Consider the following 18576-nt stretch of genomic DNA (forward strand, 5'->3'; position numbering starts at 1 on the left):
GCAAAAAAAATCCGACTAAATTTCATTAGTCGGATTTGATGTGAGATGTATTTTATCAAATATTGATTTGCTCTAATTTTTGCTTGAAGATATCCAGTTCGGTAAAAACATCCTTCTTCATTTCCTGCAACTTATGTTCGTATTTTTTAAAGAAGTCTTGGTAATAGTCAATACCATCCTGTAGATTTTTCTTGAACTTTTTAAAATACCCCAATTGCTTTTTATCTTCTTCGGCTTGCGCTTCTTTCAGATTTTTTTCCAGATAATCAACATACATGTTGAGTTCTTTCAAAAACAAGTTCGGACGTTTGACATCTTTTAAGAGGTTGATTCTGCCATAAATGTGATCGACCATTTTTTGCAGCGAAACTACTTCTTTGAAATAGGCAATGTTTGGCCCGGGACAAATACTAACACCTTCTCTTTTGCTGTTCATTGTCAGTCCGTTTGCCAAATAGGTTGAATTGGTCAATCCTTCACACAAACATTCCTTTTCGGTTAGCTTACTCTTCTTCCATTGCTTTTCCGAATCGGTAAGTGCAGATTCATCCACTTCTTTGAGTTTCTTTTTCAGATATTGTTTTGAAGCTGTGCAGATTGGCTCTTCGGTATATTCCGTATTGAAAACCAGATAGCGCAAGGTGCATGGAAAGCCCGGTTTGTCAGCTTTCAGGTAGTTTTGAATTTCATTTTGCTGGCTGGTTCCTCTAACATTATTAAAATGAACACCAAGCGGAGAAGCATCGCTCAAATACACATCTTCTTCACCGGCATTTTTTAGCAGTTCCAGACTTTGCTTGTCAATATTACACGCTTCGGGAACCAGCATAAATGGGCTACCCCAACCAATATTATCCAATTCGTATTCGTCTAGTAATAGCTGATGCTCTTCATTGGTGCCAACACCACCCTGAGCGGTAATTTTCATCTCGGGAGCTTTTTCAAGCTCCGCTAAACCTTTGTCTTGAAGTCCTTTCTGGTAAACGTCAAAGGTAGACTCTAATAACTCTTGGCGTTTTTCCTTAAACTCCTGAAGAATAGGACCTAGTAAATAGCCCTGGGTGGCAAACGCATGTCCACCACAATTCAATCCTGACTCAACGCGGAACTCTGAAATCCAGATGCCTTTCTTTGCCAAAAAGCGTCCTTGAACCATGGCCGAACGGAAATCGCTTACCTTGAGGATAATCTTTTTCTTTAGTTGTCCGTTTTCGTCCGGGTAGAAATCTGAAAAGTTTTCGAGGTAGCTGTAAAGTCTTGGATTCATACCGGCAGAAAGTACCAGAGACGAATTCAAATCGCTATTGGCAAAACCTCTCAATGCAGCATGCGCGTCATTATACTCGGTCGGCAGTTTTTCGCGATCTTTAAAATTCGCTTTATCCAGTTTGGTCATGATGTTTACATCTATACTTCCGGGTGTCAGATGGTTGCGAATCCAGTTTTTTACGTCCTGAACGTTTTTATTTTCAGAAAGCTGGTTAAATTTTTCACGAATCTGGGTTGAATTAGGAAGTAGTTCCATGAACTTATCTAAATCACCTCCTTTTTTATGAAAATTGTTGACCAGCTCTTCATATTTATAGTTGACTAATTTGTCAACCAAATTGAGATAGGCCGTAATGCGTTTTGCTCTAAAGTCTTCTACTTTGTTGCTGATGTTTTGGTAGGGGAGGTCAAATTTTCCGCAATAGAATTCACGCATCTTCTCCATCAAAACGTCATCCACCAGCGAAAGAACTGATGATATTCCTAAGTGTGCTACCCGTACAGGCGTGTCTAAAGTATATCCCAGTCCCATGACCGGAATGTTAAACGTATGCGAATAAAAGCTCATATATTTTTTTGATTTTACAGTAGAACGCAGCGACTAGTTATTCTTCCCAATTACGTATAACAAAATCCCGTTATCTACTCAGTTTAACCTGCGCAAAGGTACCTATTTTTATTTCGTTTGAAAGAATATCTTTCAAAGCGCCTTTGAAATAATTTATAATTTTTCAGACAGGGCCTTGCCAGTGTGTGAATCAGTCGCTTTTACCAGGTTTTCGGGTGTGCCTTCGAACAAAATATGTCCTCCGTTTTTACCACCTTCAGGGCCTAAGTCGATGATCCAGTCGGCCGACTTGATAATTTCCAGATTGTGTTCTATGATAATTAAACTATGTCCTCTTGAAATAAGTGCGTTAAATGAATCCAGCAATTTTTTGATGTCGTGAAAATGCAGCCCGGTAGTTGGCTCATCAAAAATGAATAATGAGGGCGAATCTTTTTCCTTGGAAAGAAATGCTGCCAGTTTTACCCGTTGGCTTTCACCGCCTGATAAGGTCGATGAGCTCTGTCCCAGTTTCACGTATCCCAAACCAACATCCTGCAAGGGTTGAAGCTTTTTCGCAATCTTTTTCTCTGTCGTTCCGGCACTACTCCCAAAGAATTCGATTGATTCGTTAATGGTCATTTCCAAAATGTCGTGAATGCTTTTCCCATTAAACAGCACTTCCAGAATTTCATCCTTAAACCGTTTTCCTTTACAGCTTTCGCATAGGAGGTGAATGTCGGCCATAAATTGCATTTCTACCTTTATTTCACCTTCTCCCTGGCATTCCTCACAGCGCCCTCCATCAACATTAAACGAAAAGTGCGAGGGCTTAAATCCCTGGTATTTGGCTGACTGCTGCTCGGCATAAAGCTTGCGGATTTCATCGTAGGCTTTCAGGTAAGTGACCGGGTTCGAACGTGACGATTTTCCAATCGGGTTTTGGTCAACAAATTCCACCGAGGTTAGTCGTTTAAAGTCGCCGGAGACCGTATCGTGTTGTCCGGTTTTTTCGCCGTATCCGCCAAATCGTTTTGCGATAGCCGGATATAAAATTCGGCTTACCAGGGTTGATTTTCCCGATCCGCTAACTCCGGTCACAACCGTCATGGTATTCAGCGGAAATTTAACGGAGACATTTTTAAGGTTATTTTCGCGAGCACCTTTTATTTCGATAAAGTTATTCCACTTTCTGCGTGTTTTCGGAATTTCAATTTCTTTTGTGCCATTCAGGTAGTCTGCTGTTAAGCTATTTTTTGCGGTCAGTAATTTCTCGTGATTGCCCTGAAAGATTAGTTCACCGCCATGAACACCCGCTTCGGGGCCAATGTCGATAACTTCGTCAGCTGCCCGAATGATTTCCTCATCATGCTCCACAACCAATACGGTGTTTCCAATTCGTTGCAGTTTTCGTAACACTTTGATGAGCCGTTCTGTATCTTTGGGGTGCAAGCCAATACTGGGCTCATCCAAAATATAAAGCGATCCAACTAAGCTTGATCCAAGCGATGTTGCCAGGTTAATGCGCTGCGATTCTCCTCCTGAGAGCGAGGATGACAAGCGATTTGTTGTTAGGTAACCTAATCCAACATCATCCAAAAACTCCAACCGGTTTTTAATTTCGATGAGTATGCGTTTGGCTAATTGTTGCTCGTGCTCTGAAAACTGAATGTCGTTAAAGAAATCTCTTAATTCGGTTACCGGTAACAGCACCAAATCTTGTATCGACTGCCCGTCAACTTTTACATAGCCGGCTTCTTTTTTTAGTCGGGTTCCTCTACATTCGTGGCAGGTTGTTTTGCCACGATAGCGTGAAAGCATTACTCGATATTGGATTTTATAACTTTTTGACTCCAGCATTTTAAAGAAGGCATTGAGCCCCTCAAAATAAGAATTGCCATCCCATAATAGTTGGCGTTGCTCCTCTGTTAGTTCATAATATGGGCGGTGTATTGGAAAGTTAAAATCAGATGCGTGTTGGATGAGTTCGTTTTTCCATTTTTGCATGCTTTCGCCTTTCCAGCAAGCCACGGCGTCCTGGTAAATTGATAATGACTTGTCGGGAACCACCAGGTCTTCATCAATGCCAATTACTTTTCCGTAGCCCTCACAAGTGGGGCAGGCACCAACCGGATTGTTGAAGCTGAATAAATGCTCACTGGGTTCTTCAAACTCAATACCATCAGCCTCAAATAAGTTTGAGAAAGTTTTCTCAATAACTTCTTCTCCTTTATATATTTTTACCAGGCATGTGCCATGGCCCTCAAAAAAAGCAGTTTCAGTAGAATCGGCCATTCTGCTGATGTTATCTTCTTCATCGGTTGCGGTTGCCTGCACCCGATCAATGACGATATTACATTGGTCGGAGTAAAAATCAGCGTCTTTATTTTCTAATAATTGATCAATGCGTTTGATTCCCCCGGGAGTTTCTATTCTGGAGAATCCTTGTTGCATCAACAATTCAGCTTCTTCCAATACTGAACGTCCATTCTTAGGAATCAAAGGAGAGCATATCAAAGCACGGGTGCCTTCAGCAAAAGAGCTGATGTAATTAACCACATCGCTCACACGATGCCGTTTTACTTCTTGCCCCGATATTGGCGAAATTGTTTTTCCTGTTCGTGCGAAAAGCAATTTCAGGTAATCGTATATTTCGGTTGAAGTACCGACCGTAGAGCGTGGGTTGCGCGTATTAACTTTTTGCTCGATAGCTATGGCAGGAGGGATGCCTTTGATGAAATCAACTTCAGGTTTGTTTATTCTTCCTAAAAACTGACGGGCATAGGATGATAAGCTTTCAACATACCGCCTCTGGCCTTCTGCATATAAGGTATCGAAGGCAAGTGATGATTTTCCTGAACCCGAAAGTCCGGTAATAACCATAAGTTTATTACGGGGGATTTTTAGTTCAATGTTTTGTAAATTGTGTACTCGTGCACCCTTTATATGGATCTCCGATGCTGCTAATTTATTGTTTGTCATGGAAACTGTATCAATTTTAGGCGAGATAAATTTGTTTTTTATTCAAAAAACTCACATTTTTACCCCGTGCAAAAATAACAAATTGTTTTATTCATACTAAAAATCTGATTGCCTATAGAAGAACTTTACTTTCGACATTTAGAAATATAAATAGATAAGTAATGTTCAATTCAGAATCGATGAACGACAATATGCTCGTTCAAAAGTTTATTGATGGTGATCAACTCGCTTTAGAAGAGCTTGTCAATCGACACAAAAACAGGGTTTTTACATATGTTGTATTGATTGTGAAAAACCATCAGCTCGCAGAAGATATTTTCCAGGATACATTTATAAAGGTTATTCGTTCGCTCAAAACAGGTAAATATACCGAAAACGGTAAGTTTGTTTCCTGGGTGTTGCGAATTGCGCACAATCTGATCATCGATCACTTTCGAAAAGAGAAGTTGTTAAGTACAACATCAAATGATGATACCGAGATTGATCTGTTCAATTCGCAGAGGTATTCCGATGAAAATATTGAAGACCGTTTGGTTGGTGACCAAATCACAGAAGATGTGCGAAATTTGATTGACTTACTTCCGGATGATCAAAAGCAAGTGATTATCATGCGTCACTACATGGGCTTGAGTTTTAAAGAAATTTCGAAACATACTGATGTGAGTATAAATACTGCTTTGGGAAGAATGAGGTACGCTTTAATTAATCTCCGCAAGCTGATTGAAAAAAATAACTTAAGCTTGACTAAAATTTAACAGTTTCGCGAACAATAAATTTTTCGCATAGACGTTTTCTATTTGAATTTCGAAACAAATTAAAATGCCTATGATGAAAAGTTTTACCTTATCTTATTTTTTTAACACGTACCAAAACGATCAATTTTCTCAGAAGAAGATTGATTCAAGAAGCAGGGAGGAGAATGACATGATCACAGAAATGAGTGAAAGATTATTTTCACCATCGGAAAAATCAGTTCAACAGATTTTAGATTTTTCAAAATCGTACGAAGTGTTAAACTCCCGAATGACCAGCAGTATTGAGCTAATCAAAAATTAGTTGCAACAACGGAAATGTATTGTAAAGCATCTTGACTGAGATGCTTTTTTTTATGTACCTTCGTGATATCAATATGATATCAATTTAAATTAAATGCTATGGAAAAGGTATACAATGCAAAATCAGGTTACTTATTCGTTTTCATTGAACTTGTTTTGGTTATTCTTGCTGTTTTTTCGCTGGTTTCAAAAATGATTTTTCTTTTACTTCCGGTCATTCTTCTGTTTATAGCAATAGCTATTGGATTTATGGTTGTTAATCCTAATGAGAGTGCTGTTCTTGTGCTGTTTGGCGATTATCGGGGGACGGTAAAGCAGAATGGTTTTTTCTGGGTAAATCCGTTTTTTAAGAGTACAAAAATATCTTTGCGAGCCCGGAATCTTGATAGTGAGCCGATTAAAGTGAATGATAAAATTGGAAACCCGGTGATGATTGGAGTTGTTTTGGTTTGGCGGGTTCAGAATACATTTAAAGCAGCATTTGATGTCAACGAATACGAACATTTTGTGAACATCCAAACAGAGGCTGCCATACGGAAATTAGCGGGTCTTTATCCATATGATAATTTTGAAGATGAAGAGGCTGAAATAACCTTACGCAGTGGGGGTGAGGAAGTGAACGATGAATTGGAACGTGAGGTCTCAGAGCGATTAGCGATTGCCGGAATTGAAGTAATTGAAGCACGGATTAACTATTTGGCTTATGCTCAGGAGATTGCGCAAGCGATGTTAAAACGTCAGCAGGCCACTGCAATTGTTGCTGCACGGTTTAAAATTGTGGAAGGTGCTGTCGGTATGGTTGAGATGGCCTTGGAAGAGTTAAGCCAGAAGGGAATTGTAGAGTTGGATGAAGAGAAGAAAGCAACGATGGTTGGAAACCTGATGGTTGTGCTTTGCGGAGACAAAGAGGCTACTCCAGTTGTAAATACCGGATCAATTTATTAATCAGAGTTTGTTCTGGATGTGGGATTATAAACGATAGAATAGTGGCTTTTTGTCGATATTTATTTGTAACGAATAAAAGAGGAAGGATTTTGAATGGGAAAGAAGAAATCATTTGTTTTACGATTAGACCCGGATGATTATGCTTCTTTGGAGCGTTGGGCTGCCGACGAATTTCGAAGTATAAATGGTCAGTTGGAGTGGATTATTCATAAAGCCTTAAAAGATTCCGGGCGTAAATCGGATAAAAAAGATAAAAGCAAATAAAATCAATGAAATGAAAAATTCATATTTATGTGCGAAGTGCGGAAGCAAGAAAGCATCGGTTGACGTAATACGTACGACAGGCTCTGGTTTTACACGATTTTTTAATATTCAGAACCGGAAGTTTAAAGCAGTGTCTTGCGAAAGATGTGGTTATACCGAGTTTTATAAAACAATCAACACCTCTGGAGCGGGAAATGTGCTTGATTTTCTGACAAATTAGTTGGGTGACTTTAATCGTAGAGGAATCCAGGAACGTATGTTTCTTGGGTTTTTTTGTTTGTAGGAGATTTGGAAGTCATATTTTACAACATATTTTTGATCGGGTTGTTTTTTTAATTATGCTATTATCAGTATATTAAAAAACTTAATGAAAATAGGATAATAAGTAACATGTCCTGATTAGCTTTCTAACTATAAAACTATGACAGTATTAATATATATTTATACGAGAATTTACTGTTTGAATCTAAGTGGGGAGGAAGGAAGAGATGTTTAAAGAACCAGATGTAAAAGATTGTGTAAACTGTGGAATGACCTGTTGTGTCCATTGTTTGCCAAAGGCTGAGGCGAGCATTTTTGAGTGTCTCAATAAGGAGGATATGGATTACTTGATGACATGTAAGCGAAATGTAATTTTCAATCCGGGAGAAACAATTATCAAGCAGAATACTTCGACTACTCACTTTGTTTGTATTAAAGACGGACTTGCCAAGGTTCTTGCAGAGGGACACAATGGGAAAAATGTAATACTCAAATTAATATCAACTCATAGTTTAGTTACTGCCGGTGGAGTAATTAGTGACGATATCAGGCATTTTACAGTCTCTGCACTTACTCAGGTTGAGTGCTGTTTTATTGATTCGAATAGGTTGCATGTTTTGTTGTCACGCAATAGTAGATTTGCCTACGAACTTTTGAAATATAATAATAAGCAAAATCTTCAAATGTTAGATTCCTTGATTCGCCTGAATCAAAAATATATGCCTGGCCGCGTCGCGGATACCTTGTTGTACCTGAAAAATGAAATCTATAATTCGAACCCATTTAACTACAAATTAAGTAAGCAGGAATTTGCTGAAATGTCAGGAATGACAAAGGAAAGTTTCATTCGAAATATGAAAGAGCTTGAGGTGTCCGGTATCATCAAACAGAGCAGAAATGAAATTGAAATTCTGAGTGAACCGGAGCTGATCAAAATTAGTAAAAATGGCTGATTGATATATGTCAATTATTACTTCGAATTATGTCACTCAATAAGCTTTCGTAATTAGTGCTTTCAATTCTACTTTTACAAGTAAAACTAAGCAAGTGGAAGTAGTTCCACGTTAATTTGAATGTACTAAATTATAAGCGTATGAAACTCAGAGAAATAACCAAATTACTTGTAGTAGCAGCACTAGTGCTGTTTGTCATTCCTGCATGTGTTAAAGAGGGCCCTCCAGGATTAGATGGAGCAGATGGAGCCGATGGTGTAGCCGGAGCTGATGGAGCTGATGGTGAAGTTGCATGTTTAGTCTGTCATTCTACAGAAGTAAAAGAAGATAACGAAAGAGAGTATTTTCGCTCACAGCATGCATCAGGTGCACTTTCTCTTGATTATGCCGGAGGACGTGATGGATGTGCTGAGTGTCACTCGGGAAATGGATTTGTTGAATGGGTGGAAACAGGAGATGTTACTGCTAACATTACCCCGGAAGCAATCAACTGTAATACTTGTCATGATATTCACAGTACCTTTGCTGTTGAAGACTATGCACTTAGGATTACTACTCCCGTTGATGTGATAGGTGTAACAGTTGATCTTGGTAATTCTAGCAACCTTTGTGTAAATTGTCATAAACCTCGCAGAGGGTGGGAAGATTATGATGATGGTTCACTAGCGGACTCAGTTATGGTTACCAGTACTCATGCCGGACCTCACCATGGACCACAAACTGCAGTGCTGATGGGCTTGGGTGGTGATCATCGGATTGGTTCGATTGATGCTTCAGCAATAGGACCATCCACACACGGAACAGATGTTGAAGATGCGACATGTGTAGGTTGTCATATGTATGAGTCTACAGATGAATCAGAAGGTGGACATACTTGGTGGCCTGCAGTTGAGTCTTGCAAAGTGTGTCATGCAACAGCAACTGATTTTGACTATAAAGGTGGACAGACGAAGATTGATCTTCTAATGGCGCAATTGGCAGAATTATTAGAGGCTCAGGAAGGCCAAAAGATAGCTGAATCTGCTCCTCGTGCAGGTGATTGGCATGTTGTTCCCGGAACTGTTCATGGTATAATACATTTTGATGAAGAAGATAAAGCTTATCACCCTGTTATCGGACAATTTGATAGAGATGTATTCTCTGCGTTTTGGAATTTTATGACAATTCTGGAGGATCGGAGTCATGGTGTTCATAATCCTGCTTATGCCGAAGCGTTGTTGCTCAATGCAATTGAAATATTAGATTAGGTTAGAAATTTGAGATAGTGAAAAAAGCTTCTTGCAAGGAAGCTTTTTTCTTAATAATTACGCCTTAAAGCACAACGAAATGGAAAAAAAATTAATATATATTATTATAGCAGTTCTTGGCTTTGTCGTTAGTGGTTGTGTTTATGATTTTGTTGCTCCCGAAGCACCATTCAATCCGGATGACCCTGATGCTGTAGCTGTTAGTTTTGAAAACGATATTGTTCCAATTTTTGAAGCTAAATGTATAGGCTGCCATAAAGCTGGTGGAATAAAACCTACTCCAGATTTGACCGCAGATAAAGCCTATAATAGTATCTCAGGCTATATCAACTTAACAACGCCTGAAGAAAGTGAGATTTATACTAAAGCAAGTCCAGCGGGGAACCATGCGGCCAAGTATTCAACCAACGAAGCTGCTCTTGTTCGGGGATGGATTGCACAGGGAGCAGAAAACAATTAGTAATTAACTAAAGAAACTTTGAACATGAAAAAAACATTATTAATTGTCATATTAAGTCTGTTTGTTTCTGTTAACATGTGGGCGCAGGATGAAGCTGCCGAAAAGGATCAACCTGTTGGAGCCGCTTTTGAAAATGGAACCCTAATTGACGCACAAACCTCCTATATACCTTCTGTAAAATCATTGGAATTTGTGATCCAACACAAGTTTGGACCAATAGATAATGGCGATGCTGCTTTTGATCTATTTGGATTATACGCTGCCGGTGCCAATGTGAGGCTTGCTTTAAATTATGTGCCAGCCAAAAATCTTCAGCTAGGTATTGGAGTAACAAAACTCAATTTATACACCGACTTAAATGCGAAGTGGACTGTTTTGGAGCAAACTGAAAAGAACACGGTACCTGTTTTTGTAACGGTATTGGGTAATGCTGCAATTGACGGCCGGCCTAAGGATGACTTCGGGGGATTAAATAATTACGAAAATCCACTAGACACCTTTGAATTTAGAGGTAGCGATCGTTATTCATATTTCGCACAATTACTGATAGGTCGTAAGTTTTCTGATGCGCTTTCATTGCAAGCCGGAGTTAGTTTTTCTCATGCTAACTTAGTTGCGCAGTACCACGATCATGACCGGGTTGGATTGCATTTTAACGGTCGGTTGAAATTTTCACCGCAGTCATCATTTATATTCAGTTATGATGCACCATTGAAAATTGATGATATCTCGGAACAACATTCGGGTTGGAATGCGAACAATGCACCAGGTTGGGATGGCCCATATCACCCAAAAGCTAGTTTAAAGTTTGGTATTGAGGTGTCAACTTATACGCACGCATTTCAAATGTATGTTGGCAATGCTAATGGCATTCTTCCGCAATACGACATGATGAATAATATGAATGATCCATTTGAGGGACTTGCTATTGGATTCACAATAACCCGTTTATGGATGTTCTAAAAAGATAAATAAAATATAAAAATAGAATGGTGATATCAATTTCTGTGATATTGCCATTTTATTCGTAATAATATTTTGGGAATTAGGCTTGATCAAGTTTTGAGCAACGATGAAATATGAGATATGGTTTGTAATAAATCAACTGTGTTAAACATACATGATGAGGAATAGATTAATACTAATAGTTTTTGTTTGTTGTTTTGGATGGCTTGGAGCAAGGGCGCAATCATACGAAAATGCACAAGAACACCAGTGCCTGAAATGCCACTCGAATCAAACCTATACATTTCATAATGATTTGATGGAACGGCAAGAAAGTCGGTTGATGAACCCCTATTTTGTATTGGATACGATTGCATTGAAAGCAGGCGTCCATCATGTGTTTGACTGTATTGATTGCCATTCTTACGAATATACGACCTATCCTCATAGTGCCAACATAAAACTGGAACCTTTAGCGACATGTTTGGATTGTCACGGAGGTGATGAGTCGTTTGCAAAATATCAATTTGAGCGGATTGATGAGGAGTATCAAAAAAGTGTGCATTATCAGACTTATGGCGATGCGTTTACCTGTTCGAAGTGCCATAGCCAACATACTTACACGGCAACAGCGCGAACAAGTAGTAATGTTCAGGAAATTGTTGAGTATAGCAACAACATGTGTTTGTCTTGTCATAATTCGATGCAAGAGTATAAATTGGTTTCCGGCAAAGATAATCCGGAGTTGGTCGAAGTCCATAATTGGTTGCCTAATCAAAAATTACACTTCGAAAATGTTCGCTGTATTGAGTGTCACACACAGGTGGAAGATAGCCTAATGGTTTCGCACAATATACTCCCGAAAGAGCAAGCGTTGCGGAAGTGTGTAGAGTGTCACAGTTCAAACTCCAGATTAATTGCCTCTTTGTATAAGTACGAAAATTTACAAAGTAGAAAAGGAAATGGTATTTTAGGAACGATGGTTTCTAATGATTCCTATGTTATTGGTACGCACCAAGTGCCACTCCTTAAAACGCTTAGTTATATTATCTTTATTGGTTTAATTGTGGTTATTATCATTCATACGATTTTCAGAATTCTAAATAGAAAGCCCGATGACAAATAATAATAAGGTCTACTTTTATCCGATGTGGTTACGTATTTGGCACGGAATCAATGCGCTTGGAATTATTGTCCTGATCATTACCGGACTATCAATGCAATCAGGAATAGATTCTGGTTTTATTATGTCATTTGACAAAGCGGTTGATGCGCACAATATTTCGGGTATTATTGTGACCCTGAATTACTTTTTGTTTCTCATCGGAAATTTGGTCACTTCAAATGGTAAGTTTTATCTTGTTAAGCCTAGAGCATTTATAAAGCGACCCATTAAACAGGCTAAGTATTACTCTTGGGGAATGTTTCATGGCGAAAGTGCTCCTTATCCATTGTCGGAAAAACGAAAATTTAACCCACTACAGAAATATTTCTATATTCTCGTCATGTATTTGGCAGTTCCTGGAGCTATTATTACCGGATTTGCATTACTATTCCCCGAGCTTATTATTGAGAAGGTTTACAGCCTGAGTGGTATTTTTGTGACCGCTGTTTTTCACTCAATTATTGGATTCGTTATTTCTATCTTTTTGATCATTCATTTATATGTTGCTACGATTGGTAAGTCTCCTTTGGAGAACTTTAAAAGTATTATCAGCGGGTGGCATCACATTCATCACGGAAAGAAATAGGGACGTTCTATTTCGAAATTTGAGGAAGAAATTTGCTCTGAATTAAGATTTCACTGTGGATGAGTTAATTGAATTAACCTGTTCTTTTGCGTTGAGGTGAAAGTGAGTTTGTATCTATATACATGAAGGTAAGTCAGTTTCAAATTGCTTGTCAAAACACACATTAGAATCATACTTTTAAGACTTGCATTCCTTGGTGGATCTTTTTTAGGGTTGGCTATGTTTTCTGATACGTTAATTCAGTTCCTCTAAGTGATCTGGCTACTCGAACGTTGCCATTTTCTTTACGAGAATTGCATCGGTGATATTTATCATTTATTCATTGATATATCGCTAACAAAGAATAACTGATAATAGCGTAAAAAAGATAGCTTTATAAGTAATTTTCTTGAATCGGATTACGGATGCAATTATAGCGAGTTTGTTTTTTTCAAACTGGAATTAACCAATAAACGATAGTTACTAAACATGAAATAGTATGAAACTACCTTCCTCAATTAGAAATTGGATCTCGATTACCGGAGCAATATTGGCGGTATTCAACTTGGCGTCTATTTTATCGTTGATGATTTTGAATACCATTTTTGGATTCGGAGGTTCCTATATTGGTATCTTTATTTACCTTGTGCTTCCTGCTTTTATGATTATTGGATTGCTGCTTATTCCAATAGGAATGAGAATTAACCGCAAAAAAGCCAGAAAAGCTAAATCCGAAGGACGGGAGTTGAACTGGCCTATTCTCGATTTCAATAATGTGGCAGTCCGCAATGCATCAACCATTTTTATTGTTGGTACTGTATTTTTGCTAATTATTTCGTCAATAGGAAGCTATGAAGCTTTTCATTATACCGAATCAGTTGAATTCTGCGGAAAACTATGTCATCAGGTAATGGAGCCGGAATATGTCACTTATCATGGGTCGTCGCATGAAAGAGTTGCATGTGTTGAGTGTCATGTTGGAGCTGGTGCCGGCTGGTATGTGAAAAGTAAACTTTCCGGAATGTATCAGGTATACTCTGTATTAGCTAAAAAGTATCCAAAACCAATTCCTACTCCAATTGAAAATTTACGTCCTGCTCGCGAAACTTGTGAAGAGTGTCACTGGCCCGAGAAGTTTTATGATCGTAAATTAAGAGTTGAACATTCATTTTTGGCTGATGATAACAATACAGAGCAAATCGTTCACCTACAAATTAAAACCAGTTCCAAAGCGACTGTGCATGGAATGGAAAAGGGAATTCATCAACATATTAGTCCTGATGTGAAAATTGAATACAAAGCAGTTGACCATGATCGACAAATTATACCTTGGGTAAAGTACACCAATACAAAAACCGGAGAAAGTCAAACTTATACTGATGGTGATTACCCGTTGAGCCAAGCGGAACTTGATACGCTGGAAACAAGAGTGATGGATTGTTTGGATTGCCACAACAGACCTTCGCACAACTACAGAGTGCCACAGAATTTCATTGATCAATCAATGGCCGAGGGGCGAATTTCTAAAACTCTTCCGAGTATAAAGTTAATAGCCATGATGGCGCTTTATCAGGAATACCCTACAAAGGATTCAGCCTTTGCAGCTATCAGTAGTCAGGTTCGTGAGTATTATGAGTTGGTTGAGCCGGAAGTACTGGAGAACAGAACTGCGGAGGTTGAGCAAGCTATTGCGGAAATTCAAGATCAATATGCGCATAACTTCTTTCCATTGATGAACGTAAGTTGGAAGTATTATCCAAACAACGTCGGCCATATGGAAAACGATGGTTGCTTCCGATGTCATAACGATCGTCATGCCGCTGAGTCGGGGCAGGTAATTTCAAAAGATTGCAATCTGTGTCATAATATCTTAGCACAAGGAACACCTGACGAAATGGAATATTCTGAGTCTTTTGAACCGCTCGAATTCAAGCATCCGGTTGATATTGGAGACGATTGGAAAACGGAATCATGTTCGGTGTGCCACTCCGCATTGTATTAAATTTCGACAAGTTGATATATATCATCGCTGATCGTTGTTCATGAATCCAGAAGTTATTAATTTAGGACGATGGATCGTCGTTAGTATTTGTTCAAAAATATTGGTGTAAATATTGAAGACGTATAGTATAAACCCATAATATTTAAGACTATGAATTACAGAAAATTAATGTTTTTACTGGGGCTTGCGCTAATGATTAGTTCTGTAGCGTTTGCGCAGAATTATAAGTACATTGGGGCAGACAAATGTAAAATGTGCCATAACAAACCCAATAAAGGAGAACAATACAACAAGTGGGCTGAAGGACCTCATGCAAATGCAATGGAGTCGTTGAAAGGTGCAGACGCTGAAAATCCAAAATGTTTAAAGTGCCACTCAACGGCAGCTGCTCATCCTGACATGGTAGCTTCGATTAAAGTTGAAGAGGGTGTTTCTTGTGAGTCGTGCCATGGACCTGGCAGTATATACAAGTCTGCAGGAATAATGAAAAACAGAAAATTGGCGATGTCAAAAGGCTTAATTATTCCGGATGAACAATTATGCCGAACATGCCATAATGAAGAAAGTCCAACTTTTAAAGGATTTAATTATGAAGAGTATGTTGCAAAAATTGCACACGATGATCCGACCACAAATTAAGATCTAGATTTTTTTTATGAGGTTGATCTAGAAAAATTCCTTTGCTTATTTCGAATAAGCAAAGGAGTTTTTTTTTACTGCCCCATTTTTATTTATCGTTTAAATATAAGAAACGTAAAAGTCGTTTAACGTATGAAAAGAATAAAGTCCGCACTGTTTTCAATGATGACAACCTCATGCTTGCTGGTTGTTTTTGCGATAGCTATTGCCTATGCAACTTTTATTGAGAACGATTATGGAACAGTTACTGCAAAAGTGTTGATTTATAATGCCTGGTGGTTTAATATTTTACTTGGATTCACAAGTATTAATTTAGTTGGAGGCCTGTTTTATTATAAAGCGTTTCAGCTTAAGCGCTGGAGCATGGTGCTTTTTCATCTGGCTTTTATTATTATACTTGTAGGAGCCGGAATAACCCGTTTTTACAGTTTCGAAGGGCAAATGCATATTCGCGAAGGGAGCGCTTCTGATCAACTGATTTCAACCGATAATTATATCAGTGTAAATGCATCTACAAACGGGCTAAATACTCAGGAGAATTGGAGAGTGCTTTTTTCTCCATATACCCGAAATCAATTTGATGAAAGTGTTTCAGTTGGTGATTATAATATTGAGATTGAAATGCTCAATTATGTGCCGTCTGCAATCGAGAGTATTGTGGCTGATGAAGGAGGAAATGCTATTTTTTCTTTCATCTTGGTGAATAATAATAACGAACGACGCGATTTAATATTGGAATTGAATGAAGAAATAGCTTCGGATGAATTATTGATTAGTTTTGAAGGCCAACAGAAGGATGCATCTCTTTTTATCAAGCGGTCAACAGCTGGCTTGGTTGCTACAGCCCGGGATACTGTTCAGGTTGTATCAATGACTGGAGTTATAGAGAAAGTGATTGAACCTCGTCAGGAATTCGCCATAAAGGGCCAGGGGATGTACCGATTGGGTGAACATATCTTTGCCCTGAAATCTTACCTGCCATACGGTCGTAAGCTTTTATCAACTGATACCGATCAAACTACTGCAAAAAATAGGAGAGATGCGATTCTTCTTCAGCTTACTGATGGCGACCAGCAAAAACAGTTGGTTGTTTACGACAACTATGGACAGCAGAATGTATCAACAAGGGCCGATTTTGGAAATGTTGATTTGGAAGTAAGCTACGGTTCGCAACTTATCGATCTTCCTTTTCAAATATATTTGAATGATTTTCAATTGGAGCGTTATCCCGGGAGTATGAGCCCTTCTTCGTATGCGAGCGATGTGACGTTAATTGACAACACGAAAGGAGTCGAAAAACCGTACCGAATTTTTATGAATAATATTTTGGATTACGGGGGCTACCGTTTCTTCCAATCATCTTATGATACGGATGAAAAAGGGACAATTTTGTCGGTTAGTCATGATTCTTTGGGAACTGGAGTTACCTATATTGGTTATTTTTTAATGTCGTTGGGTATGATTTTTTCCTTCTTTAATAAGAAAAGCCGTTTTCAGTCACTGCTGCGATCCAGCTCACGTTTAAAGGATTTGAAAAAGAAGTCGATGGCAAGTGTGGTTTTGGCATTGTTGCTCTTAGGCCCCGGATTATTGCATGCTCAACAAGTTACTCCCGCGAGAATTGATAAAGATCATGTTGCACAATTCGAAACTTTGTTGGTGCAAGATACGAAGGGTAGGATAGAGCCTGTAAATACGCTGGCATCGGAGGTGCTAAGAAAGCTTAATCGCAAAAGCTCTTTCGAGGGAATGTCAGCAGCCGAAGTCTTTTTGGGGATGAGTGCGCGTCCTGATTCCTGGAGAAACGTTCCGATCATTCGTATTGCGAATAGTGAATTGCAAAAACAACTGGGTTTTTCAGAAAAGTATGTTTCTTTCAATCAGATGTTGAGCCAGAATACCGGAATATATAAATTGCAACAATTGGTTGATGTAACCTATAAAAAGCAGCCCACGAAACGAAATAAGTTCGACAAGGAAGTCATCAATGTTGATGAGCGAATGAATATTTGTTATCAGATTTTTCAAGGCAATTTCATGAATGTTTTTCCTGTGCAGAACCACAATAATAACAAGTGGGTAAGTGAGAAGGATTTTTATAAACTCGGCTCACATCAAACCGATAGTATTCAGCTATTAAGTGCTTATTTTCAAGAAGTCAATCAAGCCATTAGCACCGGCAATTATCAAAGCGCGAATCAACGACTCGAAGAGATCAAGCAATTTCAACAGACACACGGACATGAAATTATTCCTGATCAAACCAAAATTGAGTTAGAAATACTGTATAACAAATTCAATATATTTACCTGGATTTCGCGCATCGCAGGAGTTGTTGGCTTTTTCTTGTTGATTATTCATTTGATTGGAATCTTCAACGAAAAGCTAAATCTCAAAAAACTTTTAACAGCTGGGACCGTCGCTGTGGCAGTTGTTTTTCTTGCGTATACAGGCGGATTAGCTTTACGCTGGTATATTTCCGGTCATGCGCCATGGAGTAATGGTTACGAAACGATGTTATACATTGGATGGTCTGCCTTGCTAACGGGTTTTGTATTTATCAGGAAATCACAGATTACGCTGGCTGTAACTACAATTTTATCGTCGCTGATATTAATGGTAGCTGGATTGAGCTGGATGAATCCGGAAATTACGAACCTTGTGCCCGTACTTAAATCATACTGGCTGATCGTGCATGTTGCAGTGATTACTGCCAGCTATGGCTTTTTGGGCGTTGCTGCTTTAGTCGGTTTTTTAAACCTGATCATTATGATGTTTCGTAATTCGAAGAACCTGAAAAGTGCTTCATTTACGATTGTTGAATTGGCCATTATTATTGAACTGTCGATAATTGTTGGCTTGATTTTACTCACCATAGGTGCATTTATTGGAGGTGTTTGGGCAAACGAATCGTGGGGACGTTATTGGGGGTGGGATCCGAAGGAAACCTGGGCTTTGGTAACTATTCTGGTATATTCGTTTATCATTCATTTACGGAAGGTTCCCGGATTGTATAATCATTTTGTATTAAGTTCGCTCGCATTGGCTGGGTTCAGCTCGGTACTGATGACTTTCTTTGGGGTGAATTATTACCTTTCCGGGATGCATTCCTATGCACAAGGCGATCCACCACCGGTGCCAGGTTTCGTGTATGTAGCTATTGCAATTGTAATTGCTGCCATTATTTTAGCGGCAATGTCGGAACGTAAATATGGCGGTGCTGAGAAGATCATAAAGCTTGAAACGAAAGAGTAACTCATAATTGCAAGCCGGCAGC

16 protein-coding genes are annotated in these 18576 nt (G+C 38.8%); 14 read left to right on the forward strand and 2 right to left on the reverse strand.

The features are described from left to right. Positions 1-55: 55 nt before the first annotated feature. Positions 56-1837, reverse strand: coding sequence for a hypothetical protein (locus GR929_RS12565; protein WP_159520311.1), 1782 nt, complete (start codon positions 1835-1837; stop codon positions 56-58). A gap of 153 nt (positions 1838-1990) precedes the next feature. After that, positions 1991-4798 (reverse strand): excinuclease ABC subunit UvrA, encoded by a 2808-nt coding sequence (gene uvrA, locus GR929_RS12570; protein ID WP_159520313.1) that lies wholly within the window; start codon positions 4796-4798, stop codon positions 1991-1993. A gap of 161 nt (positions 4799-4959) precedes the next feature. Here uvrA and GR929_RS12575 point away from each other — a divergent pair, with 161 nt between their 5' ends. The 14 genes from GR929_RS12575 to ccsA all read left to right on the forward strand — a co-directional run bounded on the left by GR929_RS12575 (position 4960) and on the right by ccsA (position 18554). Next, on the forward strand, positions 4960-5553 hold the full coding sequence (locus GR929_RS12575) for an RNA polymerase sigma factor (RefSeq protein WP_159520315.1): 594 nt from the start codon (positions 4960-4962) through the stop codon (positions 5551-5553). Positions 5554-5623: 70 nt separating this feature from the next. After that, a complete protein-coding gene (locus GR929_RS12580; RefSeq protein WP_159520317.1) occupies positions 5624-5854 on the forward strand; it encodes a hypothetical protein in 231 nt (76 codons plus the stop codon). A gap of 98 nt (positions 5855-5952) precedes the next feature. Next, complete coding sequence (locus GR929_RS12585; protein ID WP_159520319.1) at positions 5953-6798, forward strand: SPFH domain-containing protein; 846 nt, start codon at positions 5953-5955, stop codon at positions 6796-6798. 93 nt (positions 6799-6891) lie between these two features. After that, positions 6892-7062 carry an Arc family DNA binding domain-containing protein gene (locus GR929_RS12590; RefSeq protein WP_159520321.1) on the forward strand — a complete coding sequence of 57 codons (171 nt, stop codon included), beginning with the start codon at positions 6892-6894 and terminating at the stop codon, positions 7060-7062. Between the two features lie 10 nt (positions 7063-7072). After that, positions 7073-7282 carry a zinc ribbon domain-containing protein gene (locus tag GR929_RS12595; RefSeq protein WP_159520323.1) on the forward strand — a complete coding sequence of 70 codons (210 nt, stop codon included), beginning with the start codon at positions 7073-7075 and terminating at the stop codon, positions 7280-7282. Positions 7283-7661: 379 nt separating this feature from the next. Then, complete coding sequence (locus GR929_RS12600; protein WP_159520325.1) at positions 7662-8276, forward strand: Crp/Fnr family transcriptional regulator; 615 nt, start codon at positions 7662-7664, stop codon at positions 8274-8276. A 185-nt stretch (positions 8277-8461) separates the two neighbouring features. Further along, positions 8462-9523, forward strand: a complete 1062-nt coding sequence (locus tag GR929_RS12605) for a cytochrome c3 family protein (protein WP_159520327.1) — start codon at positions 8462-8464, stop codon at positions 9521-9523. A 79-nt stretch (positions 9524-9602) separates the two neighbouring features. Continuing rightward, positions 9603-9983 carry a hypothetical protein gene (locus GR929_RS12610; RefSeq protein WP_159520329.1) on the forward strand — a complete coding sequence of 127 codons (381 nt, stop codon included), beginning with the start codon at positions 9603-9605 and terminating at the stop codon, positions 9981-9983. Positions 9984-10007: 24 nt separating this feature from the next. After that, a complete protein-coding gene (locus GR929_RS12615; protein WP_159520331.1) occupies positions 10008-10946 on the forward strand; it encodes a DUF5777 family beta-barrel protein in 939 nt (312 codons plus the stop codon). 157 nt (positions 10947-11103) lie between these two features. Beyond that, the gene (locus tag GR929_RS12620) at positions 11104-12054 is read left to right on the forward strand and encodes a cytochrome c3 family protein (protein WP_159520333.1); all 951 of its coding nucleotides are present in this window, start codon (positions 11104-11106) and stop codon (positions 12052-12054) included. Beyond that, positions 12044-12679 (forward strand): cytochrome b/b6 domain-containing protein, encoded by a 636-nt coding sequence (locus GR929_RS12625; protein ID WP_159520334.1) that lies wholly within the window; start codon positions 12044-12046, stop codon positions 12677-12679. Before GR929_RS12620 ends, GR929_RS12625 begins: the two co-directional genes overlap by 11 nt. Positions 12680-13157: 478 nt before the next feature. Then, positions 13158-14660 carry a NapC/NirT family cytochrome c gene (locus tag GR929_RS12630; RefSeq protein WP_159520336.1) on the forward strand — a complete coding sequence of 501 codons (1503 nt, stop codon included), beginning with the start codon at positions 13158-13160 and terminating at the stop codon, positions 14658-14660. Positions 14661-14810: 150 nt separating this feature from the next. Next, positions 14811-15299, forward strand: coding sequence for a cytochrome c family protein (locus GR929_RS12635; protein ID WP_159520338.1), 489 nt, complete (start codon positions 14811-14813; stop codon positions 15297-15299). Between the two features lie 132 nt (positions 15300-15431). Continuing rightward, the gene (ccsA, locus tag GR929_RS12640; RefSeq protein ID WP_159520340.1) at positions 15432-18554 is read left to right on the forward strand and encodes a cytochrome c biogenesis protein CcsA; all 3123 of its coding nucleotides are present in this window, start codon (positions 15432-15434) and stop codon (positions 18552-18554) included. Positions 18555-18576 lie beyond the last annotated feature (22 nt).

This window comes from Sunxiuqinia indica (assembly GCF_009847015.1).
Lineage (GTDB): Bacteria > Bacteroidota > Bacteroidia > Bacteroidales > Prolixibacteraceae > Sunxiuqinia > Sunxiuqinia indica.

What these genes read in the sequence shown, in the direction of transcription:
- GR929_RS12585 (WP_159520319.1), top strand. Translation starts at nt 5,953, where the DNA reads ATGGAAAAGGTATACAATGCAAAATCAGGTTACTTATTCGTTTTCATT.
- GR929_RS12625 (WP_159520334.1), top strand. Translation starts at nt 12,044, where the DNA reads ATGACAAATAATAATAAGGTCTACTTTTATCCGATGTGGTTACGTATT.
- GR929_RS12610 (WP_159520329.1), top strand. Translation starts at nt 9,603, where the DNA reads ATGGAAAAAAAATTAATATATATTATTATAGCAGTTCTTGGCTTTGTC.
- ccsA (WP_159520340.1), top strand. Translation starts at nt 15,432, where the DNA reads ATGAAAAGAATAAAGTCCGCACTGTTTTCAATGATGACAACCTCATGC.
- GR929_RS12600 (WP_159520325.1), top strand. Translation starts at nt 7,662, where the DNA reads ATGGATTACTTGATGACATGTAAGCGAAATGTAATTTTCAATCCGGGA.
- GR929_RS12565 (WP_159520311.1), bottom strand. Translation starts at nt 1,837, where the DNA reads ATGAGCTTTTATTCGCATACGTTTAACATTCCGGTCATGGGACTGGGA.
- GR929_RS12620 (WP_159520333.1), top strand. Translation starts at nt 11,104, where the DNA reads ATGATGAGGAATAGATTAATACTAATAGTTTTTGTTTGTTGTTTTGGA.
- GR929_RS12575 (WP_159520315.1), top strand. Translation starts at nt 4,960, where the DNA reads ATGTTCAATTCAGAATCGATGAACGACAATATGCTCGTTCAAAAGTTT.
- GR929_RS12615 (WP_159520331.1), top strand. Translation starts at nt 10,008, where the DNA reads ATGAAAAAAACATTATTAATTGTCATATTAAGTCTGTTTGTTTCTGTT.
- GR929_RS12590 (WP_159520321.1), top strand. Translation starts at nt 6,892, where the DNA reads ATGGGAAAGAAGAAATCATTTGTTTTACGATTAGACCCGGATGATTAT.
- uvrA (WP_159520313.1), bottom strand. Translation starts at nt 4,798, where the DNA reads ATGACAAACAATAAATTAGCAGCATCGGAGATCCATATAAAGGGTGCA.
- GR929_RS12580 (WP_159520317.1), top strand. Translation starts at nt 5,624, where the DNA reads ATGATGAAAAGTTTTACCTTATCTTATTTTTTTAACACGTACCAAAAC.
- GR929_RS12635 (WP_159520338.1), top strand. Translation starts at nt 14,811, where the DNA reads ATGAATTACAGAAAATTAATGTTTTTACTGGGGCTTGCGCTAATGATT.
- GR929_RS12630 (WP_159520336.1), top strand. Translation starts at nt 13,158, where the DNA reads ATGAAACTACCTTCCTCAATTAGAAATTGGATCTCGATTACCGGAGCA.
- GR929_RS12595 (WP_159520323.1), top strand. Translation starts at nt 7,073, where the DNA reads ATGAAAAATTCATATTTATGTGCGAAGTGCGGAAGCAAGAAAGCATCG.